Source organism: Lysinibacillus sp. RC46 (genome assembly GCF_041262385.1).
Taxonomy (GTDB): Bacteria; Bacillota; Bacilli; order Bacillales_A; family Planococcaceae; genus Lysinibacillus.
In genome coordinates this window covers 50954-70516 of record NZ_JBGCCF010000027.1, presented here as the reverse complement: position 1 = coordinate 70516, position 19563 = coordinate 50954, and the positions used below count along the sequence as shown (strand labels likewise).

Here is a 19563-nt window from a genome sequence, read left to right as displayed (position 1 = left end):
TGACGGTCTACTCGGGATGTGGAACACTCCAAAAATGGACGTTGCGCAACACAAAAAATTAACTTGAGTGTGTCTACAATCTTGACGTAGATCCACTACTTTAAAATAATTCAAAAGAAATAAAGGCTCGCCGATAAATACTAGTAAGTGGTTTTACATTTGTTTTATTTATTGTATAAATACACATTAAATGTAAATTATTGCTTAACAATTATTCATAGTGCCAAAAACTGAAAAAACTATAGAACACTTCAAATGCTTATAATTTGAAAGGGATGTAATAAAGTTATGAAAGTCACTAATTTATCGCAAATACAATCTAATCCTTTATATTCAACGAATAAAAATAATCCTATAAAAAGTGATCAATCTCATTTAACAAAAGCGTATGAATATTCTAAGGAAAGTGTTCAGACTTCCGAACTACTATACAACTATACGCCAAATGAAGTAGCAATGAAGGCGAATGTCAATCTGATTGCAAGTCGTTCATTAAATACACCCAATTGGGACATCATCCCAACAAAAGGCATGAAAGTTCCTCCGCAGGATGTATTAATCAGCCAACTTAAAGCATTAGTTGAAAAATCAGTGCGGAATACAAATCGAGACGCCATAGAAGGCTTTCATTACGAGAAAAGTAAATTACACGCACAATATATTTCTTCTGTATCCCCTGACCGAAAAACGCTTCACAAGCAAGCGATGCAAGCAATAAAAAAATTTGAATCAGAGGAAACAACACAGATCCGTGAAATGACGCTTGTGGATTATTTGATTAAACACGACAATATACAAACGGAAACAAATAAAAGTCTTGCAGCAGGTGATGGCATGGTGCGTCCTAGCATCAATTCTTTAGGTGGTTTTGACTACGATGTTGTAGTTGGGGGGATTACGGTATTAGGAAGCACAAATGGTCAATGGCATTACGGAACGACTCCAGCAGAAGAACTGAAATCAAAAGAGTTTTATCAGCTCTATTGGGCATTTGTAGACAGTGCTAAAAATAATTTAAAAATATGAAGTTAGTTAAAAGTTAAACTAGAATAGCTGAAGATATATTAATGAAAAGAAATTTTCAATTCAGAAGCGCCAAATATCAAAGCCACCAATGAATTTATGGCTTTGATATTGTATTGTTAATAATATCCCTAAGAAACTAACTCTCCATTTGTTCCTTTTTACTTATGTTCGTCCCAAAAGTCCTTGCTAAAACTCGTATTCGCTTGATATTTCCCTACTGGTTTGGCAATATCTGACCCCCGCAAAATTGTTCCTTTTCCAAACTTTTGCTCGATTTGATCAACAAGTTTAATGATTGGTTCATCTTTTACATGCTCTTCAAAGTTAAATAACGTTAGCTGTTGTGTCGTTTCTTTAATATCACTAACATTCGATACGGTAACACCTAGTAATCGAACCGGTTCTTCGTCCCAATGCTTATTAAATAGATACCAGGCATGCTCAACAATATCCTCTTTTGAATGAATCGCGTTATTGATGGACTTACTTCGTGTACATGTTTCCCAATCAGCTGAACGGATCATGATACTTACAGTAACGCCAGCTAGTTTCTTGGCCTTTAATCTTTCCGCTACCTTTTCAGAAAGTGTTGCTATTACTTTATATAATTCATCTCTATCTGTCGTATCATGAGAAAGTGTTGTAGAATTCCCTACACTTTTCGTATCGTATATTGCGTCTGGGTCAACAGGTCTATCATCTTCACCATTTGCTTTTTGTTTCATCCTTAGACCATTAATGCCAAAGTTTTGCTTTAATACATATTCATCAGCTACAGCTAGTTCTCCAATTGTTCGGATACCTAAATTCCCCAATTTCTCCGCTGTACTTTTGCCAACCCCATGCATCTCAATGACATTCAACGGCCACAATATGGCGGAAACATCACGCTTTCGGAGTACGGTAATTCCCATTGGCTTTTTCATATCACTTGCCATTTTCGCCAAAAATTTATTCGGTGCAATACCGATTGAACAAGGGAGTTGAAGTTCGTTCCAGATTCTATCTTGCATATTTTGTACGTGTTGCAAGACATTTTGGCCTTCCACTATAGGAAGTTGCAAATATCCTTCATCAATTGAAACTGGTTGGAGAATTTCACTATACTCTTTTAACAAATTAAAAAATGACTTGGACGCAGCTCTATACCGTTCAAAATTAGGAGGTAGTACAATTAGCTCTTGGCACTTTCGCCGCGCCTCTCCGACATTCATAGTTGTATATACACCACTTGCTCTTGCTTCGTAGCTACACGTAATAATGATTCCTCTACGCTCTTTAGGATTACCTGCGATGGCTACGGGTTTCCCTTTTAATGAGGGATCATAAATTTGTTCAACAGAGGCATAAAAGCAATTAAGGTCGATATGTAAAATGATTCTTCCTTTATTCATATTTTATCACCTCATTTTACTAACCAAAGTTTCTTTAGAATTCTTAGCAGTCCTTTGACTAACATGGACTCCACCTCAATACAAGAACATTTGTTTCTATCTTATCACAATGTCATCGTTTTTGGCTATCGCCAACCGACATGACATTCACCTCCCATTACTATTAGCTGTGAATCGAGCGTCTTCTGTCGGAAATGATCAAATCCTAAAACTATCAAATTTTATTTTTGACTTACTATATTTTTAGTCAATAAAAATTAAAAAACTGAGAGTATTCAATTTAATGAAAACTCTCAGCTCTTTGGTTATATTATTCTAGTTTATTAATCATTCGATGTTCTTTTTTACTTCTCCTTTATGTTTGATAACAAGATTTTATCTCTATTTGTTTTAGTCAGATAAATGATCAAACTAAAAATTATAATTAGAAAGATTGCGCTCGTTCCGATAGTACCTAGACCTAGACCACCATCTGCACGAGACTGTGACAAGTAGTCACCGAAAGATGCTCCAAGTGGACGCGTTAGGATATAAGCAACCCAGAAAGCCAATACGGCATTCAATTTGAAACCGTAATGAGCAATCATAACTGCAACAATCAAGCCAGCGAATATGAGACCAGACTTCCAGTACCCTAAGTCCATACCCTCTGAGATAAGATCACCAGCTGCCGTACCTAAAGCAAAGGTAAAGAGGATGGTTAACCAGTAGAAAGCTTCACGCTTGCTTGTATAGATGGAATGAATAGACAATGTTTTTTCACTCATATACCAAACTACAAATGTCACGAATAACGCAATAGAAAAGAAAATAGTAGTCGTCTCTAGAGCGACCCCGAAATTGTCTACGAGGTTGTCTGTGATTAAAGTTCCGACAATGCTAATTAGTACAACCACAAGCCAATAGATCCACGGCACGTATTTTTTCGATTTGAACTGGATGAACAAAGAAATAATCAACAGTCCACTCATTAGAAAGGTCGTATTGGACAAACCCCAGTGTAAGTTAAAATTCAGGAAATCTGCAGCCGTCTCACCTACCGTAGTAGCCATTATCTTGATGATCCAGAAGAAGATTGTGACTTCTGGAACCTTGCTCAATATTTGTTGTAATGAAGGGACCACTGATTCTTCAGATAAAAACGAATTTTTAATCATTTAATCCATCTCCTTATTATTCATATCAACTAGTCATACATACACTTCCATGATGACTGTTACATGCAAACTAAAACTACATGAACCATTAACAAATACCACTGAATAATCGAATCATTTGGCCAATGAATCATGTAGTATCTTTAGGAACTTATTTACAGCCTCCACTTTAACAGGTCGTAATGAGAAGTTAACGAATCTTATATAAGAAGTTGATTAAAGATTTATGAGTAATTTCTCATTTTTTAACTTTGGAGATTTCTATCACTACCCAGTTCCAAAGTACAAAAAAATACACCTCCCTTTGAAGGTGTATCTTTACTTTAATCAACAAATGTATAGTCACCATCACTTTCAAGTAAATCCTTCAAAATGATTAGCGCTTGTTCAAGCTGATTTTCAGGTGCAGTGATTGCTAAACGAACTGCATTTACCAGCTTCGCATTTCCTACGGCAAAACGTTCAGCTGCATACACTTGCACACCAGCTTTTGCTGCTAGCAATTCAAACTGAACGCTGGTGAATTTTTCGGGGAGTATTAGCCATCTGAAAATGCATTCTTCTTCTCCTAAAATGTTATATTCCCCTAAATATTGATCGACAAGGGCATTTTGTTGCTTTGCATACAACCGGTGCTTCTCTAAAATTGTTTGTGCAACGCCATCGTGAATCATCCTTGCTGTAAGCTCCACCATCATGAGAGATACTGAAATATTGATATTATACAGTGTTTCCATTATTTTTTTTCGTAACGCTGGCGGTGTAACGATATAGGATAGTCGTAAGCCAGGTGAGATGGTTTTTGATACACTAGCAATATAAATTACCTGTTCAGGAGCATAGGCCGCTATTGGTGCAAGCGGCTTCTCCTTAAGAAAGCTATAAATCGCATCCTCAATGACGATTAAGCCATTCCGCCTCGCAACTTCCGCAATCATTTTTCTTGTTTCCATCGACATTGTGTGGGTAGTAGGATTATGAAAATCAGGAATAACATAAAGACCTTTTATATGCTCATTCTTACAAGCATATAATAACCCCTCTCTTGTCATTTCACCGTTACTTTGTTGGATTGCCACTAGTTGGATACCAAGCATATTAGCAGCTGTTTTTATACCTGCATACGTAATGGAATCTGTACCGATTCGATCTCCTGGTTGAAACAACGCAGCTAACGTTCCAACAATGGCATTTTGTCCCCCCGCCCCAAGCAATACAGGTTGATCCGTTTGAAAGTTGACCTTTTCCAAAAGCTTCATCGCTGCCTCTGTTTGCCACGCATTTCCTTCAGGTCGTCCGTACTGAAATAATTTACTAAAATTAGGATCGTTCATCATCTTTTTCATATAACGTGTAATATCCTCATTAGCATGATTTTCTGGCAGTACAGGACCCATTTCGATCATCTGAGAAGATTTATTTGTTGGTAATAACATTTTATTTGTCGCTGCATCAGATGAAACGAATGTACCATTTCCGATAGAAGCATAAATAAGCCCCTTCTGGCCACAAAGTTTAAAAGCCCTCGTAATCGTGCTTAAATTAACATCTAAAAAATCAGCTAACTCACGCTGAGGAGGTAGCTTGGTGCCTGGCGATAATTTTCCATCCTTGATATCTTGTTCCAGCTGTTCAGCTATTGCTATATATAATGGAGTCGGACTTTTACTAATGTCCGGTTTCCAACTCATTGGATATTCTTCAAACGAATTAACTGGCATATTCTAAGCTAAGCTCCTTCTCTCTATTTTTTTGCATACAATATTTAATTGTCTTGCATACAATGATAATATTGTATGCATATGATGGCAATGATATAATTTTTAAAAAATCAGAAAAAAGGAATGAAAAATTATGCAATTTTCAGAAAAGATTTTAAATACCCCGTCCTCATTCATCCGAAATATTTTGAGAGTAACTGAATCTGAGGATGTCATTTCTTTTGCAGGGGGACTTCCAAACCCAATCTCTTTCCCAATCGAAGCGTTAAAGGCATCTGCGAACCATGCCATTACGGAAAATGGTAGTCGACTATTCCAATACTCTTCTACACAAGGGTATGCGCCTTTACGTGAGTACATTGCCGCAAAATACCAACGTGTACATGGACTAGATATCCATGCTGATGATGTATTTATTACAACAGGATCACAGCAGGCTCTTGAATTAATTGGGAAAGTATTGATTAACAAAGGTGATGGTATCGTCATCGAGGAGCCTGGTTACTTAGGTGCCATTCAAGCCTTCACATTAAGTGAGCCAACTTTCTATGGTGTAACACTTGAAAATGATGGATTAAACTTAGAAGAGTTAGAGAATGCGCTACAACAACCAAATGTAAAATTCGTATATACAGTTCCGAATTTCCAAAACCCAACAGGTCTTACGTATTCTAAAGAAAAACGTCAACAAATTTGCGAAATCATGGCAAAATATGATGTAGCGTTAATCGAGGATGATCCATATGGAGAATTACGCTTCCAAGGTGAGCCACTACCATACATTGGTGCTGGTAAATTAGAAAATAGTATTTTGCTAGGTTCTTTCTCTAAAACCGTTACACCAGGTATGCGTCTTGGCTTTATCATTACAAAGAATAAAGAATTATTGCAGCATATCGAAACAGCGAAACAAGCAACTGACTTACACACAAATATTTTCTCTCAATATGTTATTTATGATTATCTAGCAAACAATGACTATATGGAGCACGTTCAGAAAATTATAGCGTTATATAAAAATCAAGCAGATGCCATGCTTAATGCAATGGAGGAGTTTTTCCCAGCACATGTGGATTACACACGACCTGAAGGCGGAATGTTCATTTGGGCTACAATGAACAACGGTGCTTCGGCAGTAGATGTCTTCGAAAAAGCGATGGACCAAAAAGTAGCCTTCGTACCTGGCGATCCATTCTATACATCAAAAACTGATGTTAATACAATGCGCCTAAATTATACAAATGCAACACCTGAAGTCATCCGCGAAGGAATTAAACGCTTAGGCAGTATTTTATAAGGTGAAACTTTAATCAGTGGGGGCTTATTTCATCCCCCACTGATTATTAGTTTTCACCAAACGGGCTTTTACGGGCAGTTCATCTCCTTATCTACTGCGGATAAAGCAAACAGAAAACCGTTTGAGCAGATCATTTTCACCCCGTTCATACGGTTTTTCCGTTACAAATTAGTTTGGATAATAGGTAGTCATACTTAATCGTGTTAATTAGTGTATAGTGCTATTTCGATTCTCGTTCATTAATAGGATATACTACGTAAAAAATAACCCTTTTCGTGCGCTATAGCGTCGAAAAGGGTTATTTCGCTCAAATATGAAATTATTTTGTATACGTTAAAACTGCATTTTTCTTAAATTTCGCTAAAGCCTGTGTCGCCTCATCTTTGTTTGTATACTCAAAAATTCGAACGTCCTTTTTATCAAATACTGTAATAACCCACATACAAAATTCTCCCTTCCAATTTGTATTTGTAATATAACAACCACTTAAAACCGTGATACTATTTTCAAACTGTTTTATAACAATTCCTTACTTGATTCTTATTTTACGCCATTTTTTTAAAAAATAAAGTATTATGTGAAGCCCTTCACAAACTGTTCAATTTCAAAACGCTTTCATTGAACAATTTGTGAAAACCAGATTTTTTAAGGCATAAAAACAGTTCTTTTCGTTTTAGCATCCGTCACTTTCTATCCCTTATATGCCAATCGAGGGTTTTCGACAGACCTGAGCAGTTGGTCATGCTATCTGAGCAGTTTTCTTGGTAACCCGAGCACTTTACCTTCCTACCTGAGCATTTCCCCATTGAACCCGAGCACTTTTCTTGCCTACCTGAGCGTTTTCCCGTTGAACCCGAGCACTTTACCCTACCTGAGCATTTCTACGATTTTATCCGTCCGACAGAAAAAGCCGTATGTACGCCTTTTCCACGGCGCACATACGACTTTCAAATTCGATGATAATTAAGTAGTAGTAGTAGATTTTATTTCATAAAGTGAAACTTTAATCAGTGGGGTTTCTTTATCCCCCACTGATTATTAGTCTTCACCAATCGGGCTTTTATGGGCAGTTCATTACTGCCCGTTAATGCGGGATAAGTTTTTATTTAGCAAATTGCTGCTTGCTTTTCCGTTAATTCAATTTCAAAGCCTAAATCCTCAAGCATACGATAATCACTGTTTGCTTCTTGTCCTTCAGTTGTTAAATAATCCCCAACAAAGATGCTGTTTGCTGCATATAAGCCTAGTGGTTGAAGTGACCCAAGATTGATTTCACGGCCACCAGAAATACGAATTTCCTTTGTTGGATTAATATAACGGAACAACGCTAAAACCTTTAAACAATAGCGTGGATTTAATTCCTTCGTCCCTTCTAGTTTCGTACCATCAATCGCATTTAAGAAGTTTACCGGAATGGAATCCGCGTCTAATTGATGAAGTGCACGCGCAATATTCACGACATCCTCTTTTGTTTCTTTCATACCAATAATGGCACCCGAGCAAGGTGATATTCCATGCTTTTTCGCAATTTCAACCGTATTAACACGATCTTCATACGTATGGGACGTAGTAATATAGGAGTGATGTCGTTCAGATGTATTTAAGTTATGATTGTAACGATCCACCCCTGCCTCTTTTAATTGCTGTGCCTGTTCTTCTTTTAATAAGCCAAGACAGGCACATACTTTTAAGCCATACTTCTCTTTAATTTCTGTAACAGCTTCACTTACAACATTGACATCCTTTCGAGTTGGCCCACGACCACTTGCCACGATGCAATAAGTGCCAATTTTATTGTCAAATGCTCGTTTTGCCCCTGCTAAAATTTCCTCTTTCGTAATGAATGGATATTTTTCAATCGGTGCTGTTGATTTAGATGACTGTGAACAATAGCCACAATCCTCTGGGCAATAACCGCTTTTAGCATTCATAATCATATTTAATTTTACTTTTTTCCCATAGTAATGCTTACGAATAGCAAAGGCACCGTCCATTACTTTTAAAAGCTCATCATCATCACTATTTAAAATGGCAAGAGCCTCCTCATTGCTAATGATTTTCTCTGCAATAACTTCATCTGCTAACTGTAACCAATTCATTTACACATTCTCCCTCTCTACTTGTATAATTTATCAATTATGCCTCGGCATAATTGCGTAAAATCTTCCTTAGGCTATATCAGCTGATGTTTGATATCTGCTGAAAATAACTTAAATCTGCATTCCTCTCACATCTATAGAGGTGGGAGATTGCCGTTGAAAGAAGTTATTGTCCTTGCTGAATTAAATACTTTGTAAAGTCGCTCGGCCAAAAATGCAGAAGCGATTGCTAAACAAAAATCTGCAACAATGCTGTTTAAAAAGCCAACTACGAAAATATGTGACCAGCTCGTTTTCATATGTAACCAAAAATTCAAAGACACATATAAATATGGGACTGCCACTGCATAAATAATAAAAAGCCCGACAATATTTGCACCGATAAAATGTTTTTTCGTTGGCGTATCCACTCTTTCAATCATGAAACCAATTACCAAGGCGGCCAGTGCAAAACCGATTAGGAAGCCAAATGTTGGTTGCAATACATAGGTGATACCTCCACCTTGCGTAAATACTGGCAAACCAACTAAACCAACCCCCATGTAGACGAGCTGGCTTTGCAATCCATTGCGACTGCCGAGCAAACTGCCTGCTAAAAATACAAAAACTATTTGTAATGTAAAAGGCACTACTGGTAGCGGTATTTTAATAAATGCACCGATTGCTGTTAAAGCGGCAAACATCGCAATCATCACAAGTGACAGTGTTGATTGTCGTTTGAACAACTTACTCCCTCCCGCTCCTCAAAAAATTGCATGATCGTCTCTTTCGTTGTATCAATCATAAAACTCATTTCATCATCAGATATGATGTATGGAGGCATGAAATATAATATATTGCCAAGAGGACGAATCAGTAATCCCTTTGCTAAGGCACGTTTATAGATTTGATAACCGATTCGTTCCTCACTCGGTAGCGGCTCCTTTGTTTCACGATTGGCGACTAATTCTATTGCACCAACTAGTCCTACTTGTCGATATTCACCAACAAACGGCAACTCTCCAAATGCATTCATAGCTAGTTTTCGCATACGTTCACCCTTGTTTTGTATCATATCGATCACACGGTCCTCTTCAAACATTGTCAAAACTTCTAGGGCTACGCGACAAGCAAGTGTATTACCGGAATAGCTATGGGAGTGTAAAAACGCTTTCATTGTACCGTAATCATCATAAAAAGCGTTGTATACATCATCAGTCGTTAAAACTGCGGATAGTGGCAAGTAACCACCCGTTAAACCTTTTGATAAGCACATAAAATCTGGAGCAATACCCGCTTGCTCGCAGGCAAATAATGTACCTGTTCGTCCAAACCCAACTGCAATTTCATCTGCAATAAAATGAACATCGTATTTTGTACAAAGCTCTCGTAATCGCTTCAAATATAGTGGAGGATACATTTTCATGCCTGCAGCTGCTTGAATGAGTGGCTCAATAATAATAGCTGTAATTTCTTCATGGTGCTGACTAAGCTCCTCTTCAACAAACTGTATACATTGGGCTTGACAGCTTCCAGGATTCTCTTGGAAAGGACATCTGAAGCAATCCGGTCCTTGTGCACGAACTGTATCCAATAAAAGTGGTTGATACACTTCGTTATACAGCCCTACTCCGCCAACAGATAAGGCACCAAGTGTTTCACCGTGATAAGCATCCGTTAAAGCTAAAAATCGCTTTTTCGTCGTTTTTCCCGTCTGCATATGATATTGAAAACTCATTTTTAATGCGACTTCTATTGCTGAAGAACCGTTATCTGCAAAAAATACTTTGTTTAAACCATCTGGCGTTAAGGCCACTAATTTTTCTGCCACTTTAATGGCAGGTTCATGTGAAAAATTCGCAAAGATTGTATGCTCTAATGTAAACGCTTGATCGCTTAATGCTTGACTTATACGCGGATTCGCATGTCCGAATAAATTGACCCACCAGGAAGATACGGCGTCTAAATAGCGATTATCATTTTCATCATAAAGCCATACACCTTGTCCTTTTTTAATAACAATTGGCGGAAATTGCTCATAGTCCTTCATTTGTGAGCATGGATGCCAAACATGCTGTAAATCTCTCGTCTGCAATTCAGTTAATGCTTGTTTCATATTTGATCAACCTTTCAAACAAAGAAGTTTGTGAAATAGAGTAGTCAACAATCTGTGAAATATCCCCAAGCTTTGGGATCATCGCATATGGTAAATCATGATGCTGTAGAATCGTATTCACATTATCTTGTTCCATCTGACTACCTGTGTCTCCATTAAATACAATGCCAAGAACCTCAACATTACGAGCATGTAATGCCTCAAGTGTAAGCAATGTATGGTTAATCGTTCCTAGTGTTGTTCGTGTGACAAGAACAACTGGAAGTTTACTTTGAACGATGACATCAAGAAGCGTATTTTCTCCATATGTATCTAACGGGACAAACAGCCCCCCTGCTCCTTCACAAATCACGACATCGTATGTTTGCTGTAACAACTGCATTTGCCGTAATAAATACTCCACATTTATTTGCTGACCCTCCAGTTGTGCAGCAAAATGTGGTGATGCGGCTTCCTTAAACGAATAGCCATTTAAATTTTCTTGCTTTAGACTTTGTAATGAATACTTTTCATACATTGCTGTATCGTAGTAATAGCAATGCCCATTGTCATTAATTTCGCCAGTTTGCACGGGCTTATAAGGCGTGACTTGTAAATCATGCTTTTGTAATTGACGCATCAGTAATGTAGTGATAACCGTTTTACCGACATCTGTATCCGTCCCAACAACCCAAAAATGTTGCATCGTTAACCTCCCCCTCTTTTAAGTTAACTACTTACAGTTTTTAAGTTAACACATTTAATTTTATTTTGTAAATGCTATTTCCATATTTCTTCAAAAACGGCCCTTTTCTTTGCAAAAAATAGGGTATTTTGTGATAACTCAAGAATTTTTTCATCAATAAAAAACACTAGATTCTTACCATGTGGCAAAATCTAGTGCTGGTTAATGTATATTTTCATAGGTATGCTAATAATCATCTTTGTCCATTTATATTAATTAGAAGGCTATTCTAACGTAGAGCCCTATGAAACTTTAGTGCAGACTAGATGTAACTATGACAAAAAATATATAGAAAAATATAATAATTTATGTTTATATATTTGTAAATATATCCATTATGCGGAAGGGGTCTTCTAATGTCCTATCTGGTGCAGTTACTCATTTTCGGCATAACAGGTTCGTTAGTATACTATGGTGTTTACTATGGGACACCTCTTTTAGTTAAAAAGGGTGTACCATTAATTTATGCTTTTTGGTTCTTCCTTTGGTTTCCTGTAATGAGTTTATTTCCAGTATCGCTACTACTTTATCATTTAGAGGGAAATACATGGACATGGCAAAATATTTTGGAAAGGTTTCGTTTCAATCCTTTAACAGAAAACGATTGGTACTGGGTTGTGGGAGCAATTATTTTTACAATAGTCTTTGACCAACTTCTCGAACCTTTAGGAAAGTTTTTTGCGAGATTTCCAATATTTGCCCCACCAAGTTATCTTCCTGCCCCATTTAATCCGTTAAAAAAAATGGAATTACCTCCATCAGAATTTTTCGGTGTTACGCTTTATAGAAATTGGAAAATGATAGCCATATTTATTCCATTACACCTTTTGGCTATGCTATGTGAGGAACTAATGTGGAGAGGTTTTTTCCTTCCTATTCAGCAAGAGATTTTCGGGAATTGGGCTTGGGTAGTAAATGGATTACTTTGGGCATGGGTTATTCATGCTTGTTTGAAGTGGCATTTTATCAATATGCTTCCTAGTATGCTTATTGCTCCGTGGATCGCCCAGTTTACTAATTCAACATGGGCCTCTTTTGTAACCCATTCTGTTGGAAATAGTTTACTATGGATTTTGTTATTAATAGGAATAATAAAAAAAACTAAACCTCAAAACATAAACTCAATTTAATTTTATAATGCAACTTTTAAAGTCTTGTTACATAAGTAAATGTAACAAGATTTTTTTATAAACTCACTAATCCTTTTAAACTTGTATTTCAGCTAGATTTCTATTAATATCCAGAGAATTTTATTGTTTCATTACTTCTCTGAATATTTAGGTAAATTAAAGGGTTTTACTCTTCATTCGTAGTATTAAACTTAAAGGGGTGGCTGTATGTTTGGTATTTTTAAAGAATCAGAAAAGACTACAGATTCTTATGAGCATGTTAGTTTTATTTTAAAATCCTTGCTCACCTACGAGCTAAAAGACTTACCTATTCGATATGAATTTTGGTATCGTGTGGCTATTCGTCAGGAAGAATTGCGAACGTTAAATACCGAGCATCGGGCAAAGATCTCTATGACTACCGCAGTAGGGCGATTTCACAAAACACAATACGAGGAAACGAAACAAAAATTAGCAAAACTTGAACGTCTCGCAGATATTTATAAATCGTTTTGTATTGAGGAAGAACGTGAAGCATTAAATCATCGACTCCATTTTCAGAAAGAAATGATTTCTGAGCTATATGAGCATGTCCAAAATAAAGAGCTATATGTGTATTGTGATGCTGTACAGGAACAATTTTGGGATGCGGTGTGTGAAGATATATTAAATGCAATTGCCCACCTAGATTAAGTAGGTGGCAATTGCAAAGACGATCCTTTGAACATTATTAAATTCCCTCATTCCTCTATCAGTAAACTCATCTTCTAAACGATAAAAGCCTCAAAACTTGAAACATTTCCCACTTTAATTCGTAAATTAATAAAGAGAGGAAGTGAATGACAATAGATATTAACATACATAAAGGTGGCTATATAGAAAATGAAGCTATTATTTCAAACATTCAATTTCAAGTAAATAGTGGTGAGCTCGTTGGATTAATCGGTTCTAATGGGGCAGGCAAAAGTACAACTTTACAAGCAATGATGGGTGTATTACCAATAGTCGATGGTCAAGTGACAATAGGAACTTATGGCTATGTACCCGAAAGACCAATTTTGTATGAGTATTTCACATTGTGGGAGCATATCGATTTTTACATGCGTGTAGCTGGTAAAGAAAATTCTTTAACAAATCGTGCGAATGAATTACTGAAAATTTTTCATTTGGACCATAAACTACACGATTATCCAACAACATTTTCCAAAGGTATGCAGCAAAAAGTGATGCTTATTTTAGCATTTCTCGACAAGCATTCTACTTATATTTTAGATGAACCATTTATGGGGCTAGATCCACAGGCAATGCGTAAGCTCTTAACGATATTAGAAGAATTAAAAGCGCAAGGTGCCGCCATTTTAATGAGTACACATGCACTTGATACAGCAGAAAAAATATGTGATCGTTTCATCTTGATTGATGATGGCCGAATTTTACAGCAAGGTACACTCGAATCGTTACGCTTAGCGGTGAACCATGACAAAGCATCTCTTCTTGATATTTTCGACACCTTGCTTGAGGAAAATCACCATGACTAGTTTATTGCAGCAACGAAGAAAATTAGAGCGCTCCAACAATTATAAACTACTGGCAAGCATCATTGATTGGACAGTCGCCTTATATGTTGTTGTGCCAGCCCTAGTCATAGGCTTTTTCCTTTATAAAGACTTTATCTTAAATATAAGTACATCATGGGTCATACATATTCCGCTAGTGTTCTTAATTGTACTGTTATTTCTTATTACACGAATTGAAACGATTCGTACTTATTTACAACGAGCCGATCGTCTTTTTTTAATCCAAAACCGAAAACAAATGGTACGGTTAAAACAAGCTGGTCTTTATTGGTCGTTAAGTAAGCACCTAATTTTACTTGGATCTGCCCTTGCTCTATTAGCGCCCATTTTTATAATCGTTCATCATGTAACGATATTAGAATTACTTATTTTACTTCTACTACTTTTTACAACTAATTTTACAAACATACTTTTACAATTAAAGCTTCGTAAATGGCAGCAGCAAGTAAGTAAAATTTTCATGTGCATTCTCGGTACAGTTTTCTTTTTATATGTCCCAGCTCTTTTGTCTGCACTTATTTATGTAATTCTTCTTGTTTGTTGCACAAGCTATTATAATAGACATTTTGTTTATAGCACTAAACATTTTGATCAGCAAGTGGAGTTCGATCAAGCAGCTTTTTATAAATGGCAAAGTCTTTTATTCGAGATTGCTCCTGAACTTCGAAGTCAGTTAGTACCGAAATTAAAAAAGCCTCGCCTATTATGGAAAAATTCAAAGCGTATGTTTCGACGTTCTGATTATTTTATAGAGGAATTAGTATGTAAAACGATGCTACGCCAAAAACAGTATCTCTTCGGCTATCTGCGTTTTTTATCAATGGGTATCGGTCTAACTATTATTGTTCCGTCGTGGGCGAAAATTATCGTACTTGGAATTCTTTATTTTACTTTACGTTCAATGATGCAATCCGTGATCCAGCAAACTTTTGAGCATAAAATTTGGTCAATCTTTCAAGTAACCAATGAACAAATTCAGGCAGCTAGCAATCGATTGCTAAAGGGATTTGTAGATCTCCCACTATTGTGTGTCCTTATTATTTTAATTATTATTTTAGTCCTGTAAATAAGGCCCATAACGTGAGGTTGATTTCCGTTCCGACTTTTATATAAATGGTATGTGTTTAAACAAATATCATCCCCTATTTAAACAGGTGCCAGCTTTGTTTGCTAGCACCTGTTGTTTATTATTTATTATCTTCCATTCCTTGAATAAGCATTTTTCTAAATTCTTGAGCTTGGTCGGCTTTAATGGCTACATTGTTATAACGTTTTTTCAGCCCAAACATGAAAGTCACTTCCACAGGCTCCTTCATTTTTAAAATAAACTGTGGATATGCCGCTTCAAAATCACGTGCTATAAAATCAATTGTATCCTTGGATAATTTTCTTTCCAATTGTTCCTTATCCTCAATAAGTTCTTCAATCTGCTCAAAGCGAACTTCTGCTCGTTTCATCAATCCTAAAGACAAATACAATTTATCAGATGTTACATGGACAGGGTTTAAACGAATGGCCTGCATATCCGCTATAAAAAATAGAACAGTGTATACATTTAAAATAAGTAATAAAATAGAAAGAACTATTGATTTTTCATGGAGCCACCAATGAATCCCTATTGTTTCAATGGCTATCCCATGGATTAGCATAATGATAAATGCAATATAGCTCGAGTTTTTATGCAAAGTTAAACCAGAACGTTCTTTTCTCTTCCAGCTTGCAAAAGCATAGTAAAATACTAAAAAATCTGCGCAAAACATTTGGATAATAGGATGCTTTGATGCATGTTTTTCAACTGCTTTTGGAAATGAGAACAAATCTGGTAAAGTAGTTGATCGTACATCCGCTAGAATTCTCGGCATGTAACGAACAAGCGTTGCAACTAGTAAAATTTCGAATAAGATAAGCGTACCTTCAATCGCAAAACCAGCCCAAGTTACTGCAACAAACGGCTTCAAATGTTCTACTGGAATAATGAAACGAGCTGCAATACAACCTGCTGCTGCTAAAATAACCGCTTGTTTTAAAGAAAACTTTCCTTTATACAATAGAAATAAAACAGGCATTACAAGAACAAAATCAATTAATGAGCCAATAACAACTCCATTTGTTTCAATTGGTAAAATCGATATACCAAAACCTGTGTTATAAAGCGTGTAGTTGCTAGCAAGTACGAGTAACAAAAAAGCTAGCCATATATTTTGCTTTTTCTTTAATGCAACCATGTTAAATCTCTCCCTTATCATTTATTTCATGTATAATTCCTTCCTTTAATACAATTTGATTGAGCTTTTGCACAATCTCTTTTAATTGCACGACCTCACTTAACTCAAGCTTCGAATAATATCTTGAAATAATAAATCGTTTTATTTCTTCTTCTCTTTCAAAATATGTAATGCCTGAAGTATCTAGATTTACAAATATTTCACGTCGGTTTTCTGGATTAATGCTCCGAGTTACGTATTGCTGCTCTTCAAGTTTACTAACTAGCTGTCCGACAGCACTAGACGTTATATTCATATAACTTGCAATCTGTCCAATCGTCACTTGACTATTTTTTTTAATAAAATCTAAAAGAATTATTTGCTTAGGGGATAACTCATCACTAATTAAATTATGATGTAATTTTATGAAATGGCTATCCATCGAATAAATAGCTTCATTTATTTCCTCCACAAGCTTATATATAAGTTCTTCATCCTTTGTCATCACCAAATCCATCCTTTAAGTAAAGTTAATAGTAAAGGTATCTTTATTATTAACTTTACTTTATTGTATGTGGTTATTATTGTCAAATAAGCAATAATAAAGATCATTACCACAACGTGTGGTTGATTTCCGTTCCGACTGGGCGCTTTGTTGTTGCTGTCGCTACGCTTTCGCACAGATAAAACAATTGCCGCTGACGCTTCGCTTTCACGCAGATAAAACAATTGTTGCTGACGCTTCGCTTTCGCACAGAGCAAAGCTTCCTGGGGGCGTCCGATGAGCCGCTTGGGCCAACAGATGTTTTTTGCGCGAAAGCGTAGTGCTAACGAAGCGTCAGCAGCACGATGTTGGTCACGAAGGCGTCATCACTGGATGTGATGGTTTTTGCCTTCGTTCCTCTATTGCTGATCCCAAAGGAGTCGCCCAGTCTCCACTCCAATCAACTTTTGCAAGGTTATGTTTTAACAAATGTCATCCACAACTTTTGCTAATGCTTCAAAAATAAACAGTGTGGTCTACTTCCAATAACTTTCAGGAATTTTTCATATTTAATGATTAAGTTGAAGCGATTCATTGTAAGCTCGAAAATCCACTTCTCATTCGCGGGTATTCGCTTCTCTTCCACGGATACCCTCTTGCCTCGCGCGATTATACTCTGCTATCCTTTATTAAAAAATTGTTTACGATAAACATGTGGGGAGTATCCTGTATATTTCTTAAATTTATCAATATAGTAACTTACTGTACTAAAGCCTGTTGTTGTAGCAATTGTGGTGATCGATTGCTCACTATCACGTAATAGCTCCATACTTTTACGAAGACGATAGTGTAGTAAATATGTGAATGGTGTCATGCCGACCATTTTTTTGAAAAAACGGCTACATTCTGCACGGCTTAAAAAAACATGTGTAGCTAAATTTTCTAAAGAAATTTTCTCCTGATAATGAGCATGTATATAATCAAGCATATCCTTTGCTCGTTCATGCTGGACAATAATTGCTGGATCAAGTATTTCTTCTGTTAGCATTGATTGTGACAAAATAGTTTCCCAAATGGCTAATAACTCTCTCCATACCTTTAGCTCATAAAATACGGCTTGCTCTTGCAGTAATTTCGCCACAATTTCTACTTTTTGCGCCAATTGGCCTGATAGCTTTACATAGGGTAGTCTATTACTCGTTATATACGGCAGTACATATTTAGTAGCAAAAATACTGTTCTTGTGTCCACCTAATAGCAAGGGATCCACGTTAATACAGAAAATTGTAGCCATCTCTACTTGAAACGGCTTTGCTTCATGTAAACCTGATGCATTAACAAATAGTCCCTCCCCCTCCTCAAGTACAAAGACATCTGCTCCTACTCGGTATTCCACAAGACCGCTTTTTACATAAACAAATTGAATTTCCTTATGCCAATGTAACGGTAAAAAATCTAGATTATCTAATCGCAAAACCGTCTCATATAAGGCAACTGGAAATTCCTTCGTCCCATGTAACGTTAGCTCTTGTAAATCCTTCGCAATTTTAATATGTTTTAACGTCACTACTTCGTTCACCTCAATATATTGATATTTTTAATCCATTAAATCGATATTTCTTTAGATTACTATTCATTATAATTGCTTTATATTGATAGTTTAGGAGATGTTTTAAGATGAATCAATCTGCACAGAAAAATCGTACGCTTGGTTTTATTCTTGTCATTCTAGGGGCAAGTTTTTGGGGTATTGGTGGAACCGTCGCACAAAAGCTATTTCAGCAGGAAAATATAGAAGTTGGCTGGCTTGTTTCCAGTCGTCTTCTTTTATCTGGCTTATTACTCATCACAGCTTATAAAATTACACATCGTAAAGAGTCTATTTTTGTGATGTGGCGAACAAAGCACAATGCTTTTAGACAAATTTTATTTAGTTTACTTGGAATGCTGGCAGTTCAATATACGTATATGATGTCGATTGCTATAGGCAACTCTGCTGTAGCAACATTATTGCAATACTTAGCACCACTCTTTATTATGGCTTATTATTTAGTCACGAAGCACAGTCAATTGACAAGGCAGGATGGAATAGCTGTGACGCTAACACTTATTGGTACTTTTTTATTACTAACAAATGGCTCGTTGTCTACACTTTCTGTTCCAACGATGGCCGTATTTTGGGGGATATTATCTGGTCTTTCGGCTGCTTTTTATACGCTATATGCATTCTCACTTTTACAGCAGTTTCACTCATTGTTAGTTGTAGGCTGGTCAATGCTTATTGGCGGGATTGTGATGAGTCTTTTCCATCAGCCATGGCAAATTGATCTGTCAAACTGGGCATTTTCGACAATCGCTTACTTTCTGTTTATCGTAATTTTCGGGACAATGTTGGCATTTTGGTTTTATATTGCAAGTTTGCATTATTTATCGCCAAAAGAAACTAGTTTACTTGGTAGCCTAGAGCCTCTAACAGCTGTTATCACAAGTGTTTTATGGCTTAAAATTGCCTTTGGGAGCTTTCAGTTAATTGGGACAATGCTAATTCTCTGCATGATATTATATCTTACAGTTTTTCAGAAAAGAATCGTCAGGAAGGCTTAACCAATCTAGGATAATTCCGAAAGTATTAGTCGTAAATTCCTATGTAAAATTTATAAACTATGAATTTCCACA

At 36.4% G+C, this 19563-nt stretch carries 18 protein-coding genes; 7 read left to right on the top strand and 11 right to left on the bottom strand.

Features of this window, described 5'->3' with window-relative positions; genetic code table 11:
- Positions 1-288: 288 nt before the first annotated feature.
- Complete coding sequence (locus ABH966_RS20780; protein ID WP_370081746.1) at positions 289-1026, top strand: hypothetical protein; 738 nt, start codon at positions 289-291, stop codon at positions 1024-1026.
- A gap of 158 nt (positions 1027-1184) precedes the next feature.
- Here ABH966_RS20780 and ABH966_RS20775 read toward each other — a convergent pair whose 3' ends face one another.
- The 3 genes from ABH966_RS20775 to ABH966_RS20765 form a co-directional block, all read right to left on the bottom strand.
- On the bottom strand, positions 1185-2420 hold the full coding sequence (locus ABH966_RS20775) for a DNA polymerase IV (RefSeq protein ID WP_370081744.1): 1236 nt from the start codon (positions 2418-2420) through the stop codon (positions 1185-1187).
- A 344-nt stretch (positions 2421-2764) separates the two neighbouring features.
- On the bottom strand, positions 2765-3577 hold the full coding sequence (locus ABH966_RS20770) for a COG4705 family protein (protein WP_370081742.1): 813 nt from the start codon (positions 3575-3577) through the stop codon (positions 2765-2767).
- Between the two features lie 323 nt (positions 3578-3900).
- The gene (locus ABH966_RS20765) at positions 3901-5298 is read right to left on the bottom strand and encodes an aminotransferase-like domain-containing protein (RefSeq protein ID WP_370081740.1); all 1398 of its coding nucleotides are present in this window, start codon (positions 5296-5298) and stop codon (positions 3901-3903) included.
- 133 nt (positions 5299-5431) lie between these two features.
- Here ABH966_RS20765 and ABH966_RS20760 point away from each other — a divergent pair, with 133 nt between their 5' ends.
- Positions 5432-6595 (top strand): aminotransferase-like domain-containing protein, encoded by a 1164-nt coding sequence (locus tag ABH966_RS20760; RefSeq protein ID WP_370081738.1) that lies wholly within the window; start codon positions 5432-5434, stop codon positions 6593-6595.
- A 319-nt stretch (positions 6596-6914) separates the two neighbouring features.
- Here ABH966_RS20760 and ABH966_RS20755 read toward each other — a convergent pair whose 3' ends face one another.
- The 5 genes from ABH966_RS20755 to bioD form a co-directional block, all read right to left on the bottom strand.
- A complete protein-coding gene (locus tag ABH966_RS20755; RefSeq protein WP_255350007.1) occupies positions 6915-7037 on the bottom strand; it encodes a hypothetical protein in 123 nt (40 codons plus the stop codon).
- 664 nt (positions 7038-7701) lie between these two features.
- A complete protein-coding gene (gene bioB / locus ABH966_RS20750; protein ID WP_370081736.1) occupies positions 7702-8694 on the bottom strand; it encodes a biotin synthase BioB in 993 nt (330 codons plus the stop codon).
- A 134-nt stretch (positions 8695-8828) separates the two neighbouring features.
- On the bottom strand, positions 8829-9419 hold the full coding sequence (locus ABH966_RS20745) for a biotin transporter BioY (protein WP_370081734.1): 591 nt from the start codon (positions 9417-9419) through the stop codon (positions 8829-8831).
- Positions 9386-10789 carry an adenosylmethionine--8-amino-7-oxononanoate transaminase gene (bioA, locus tag ABH966_RS20740; protein ID WP_370081732.1) on the bottom strand — a complete coding sequence of 468 codons (1404 nt, stop codon included), beginning with the start codon at positions 10787-10789 and terminating at the stop codon, positions 9386-9388. Before bioA ends, ABH966_RS20745 begins: the two co-directional genes overlap by 34 nt.
- Positions 10770-11474 (bottom strand): dethiobiotin synthase, encoded by a 705-nt coding sequence (gene bioD / locus ABH966_RS20735; protein WP_370081730.1) that lies wholly within the window; start codon positions 11472-11474, stop codon positions 10770-10772. The genes bioA and bioD overlap by 20 nt, the downstream gene beginning before the upstream one ends.
- Before the next feature lie 395 nt (positions 11475-11869).
- Here bioD and ABH966_RS20730 point away from each other — a divergent pair, with 395 nt between their 5' ends.
- The 4 genes from ABH966_RS20730 (at position 11870) to ABH966_RS20715 (ending at position 15265) form a co-directional block, all read left to right on the top strand.
- On the top strand, positions 11870-12643 hold the full coding sequence (locus ABH966_RS20730; protein WP_370081728.1) for a CPBP family glutamic-type intramembrane protease: 774 nt from the start codon (positions 11870-11872) through the stop codon (positions 12641-12643).
- A gap of 207 nt (positions 12644-12850) precedes the next feature.
- Complete coding sequence (locus ABH966_RS20725; protein WP_370081726.1) at positions 12851-13315, top strand: hypothetical protein; 465 nt, start codon at positions 12851-12853, stop codon at positions 13313-13315.
- Between the two features lie 146 nt (positions 13316-13461).
- Positions 13462-14160, top strand: coding sequence for an ABC transporter ATP-binding protein (locus tag ABH966_RS20720; protein ID WP_370081724.1), 699 nt, complete (start codon positions 13462-13464; stop codon positions 14158-14160).
- Entirely contained in the window at positions 14153-15265 is a 1113-nt protein-coding gene (locus ABH966_RS20715; protein ID WP_370081722.1) for an ABC transporter permease, read from the top strand. The genes ABH966_RS20720 and ABH966_RS20715 overlap by 8 nt, the downstream gene beginning before the upstream one ends.
- A 121-nt stretch (positions 15266-15386) precedes the next feature.
- Here ABH966_RS20715 and ABH966_RS20710 read toward each other — a convergent pair whose 3' ends face one another.
- From ABH966_RS20710 to ABH966_RS20700, 3 genes are all read right to left on the bottom strand, one after another.
- Complete coding sequence (locus ABH966_RS20710; RefSeq protein WP_370081720.1) at positions 15387-16424, bottom strand: beta-carotene 15,15'-monooxygenase; 1038 nt, start codon at positions 16422-16424, stop codon at positions 15387-15389.
- A 1-nt stretch (position 16425) separates the two neighbouring features.
- The gene (locus tag ABH966_RS20705; RefSeq protein WP_370081718.1) at positions 16426-16908 is read right to left on the bottom strand and encodes a MarR family winged helix-turn-helix transcriptional regulator; all 483 of its coding nucleotides are present in this window, start codon (positions 16906-16908) and stop codon (positions 16426-16428) included.
- A 658-nt stretch (positions 16909-17566) separates the two neighbouring features.
- Entirely contained in the window at positions 17567-18454 is an 888-nt protein-coding gene (locus tag ABH966_RS20700; protein ID WP_370081716.1) for an AraC family transcriptional regulator, read from the bottom strand.
- 110 nt (positions 18455-18564) lie between these two features.
- Here ABH966_RS20700 and ABH966_RS20695 point away from each other — a divergent pair, with 110 nt between their 5' ends.
- Positions 18565-19491, top strand: coding sequence for an EamA family transporter (locus ABH966_RS20695; RefSeq protein WP_370081714.1), 927 nt, complete (start codon positions 18565-18567; stop codon positions 19489-19491).
- Positions 19492-19563 lie beyond the last annotated feature (72 nt).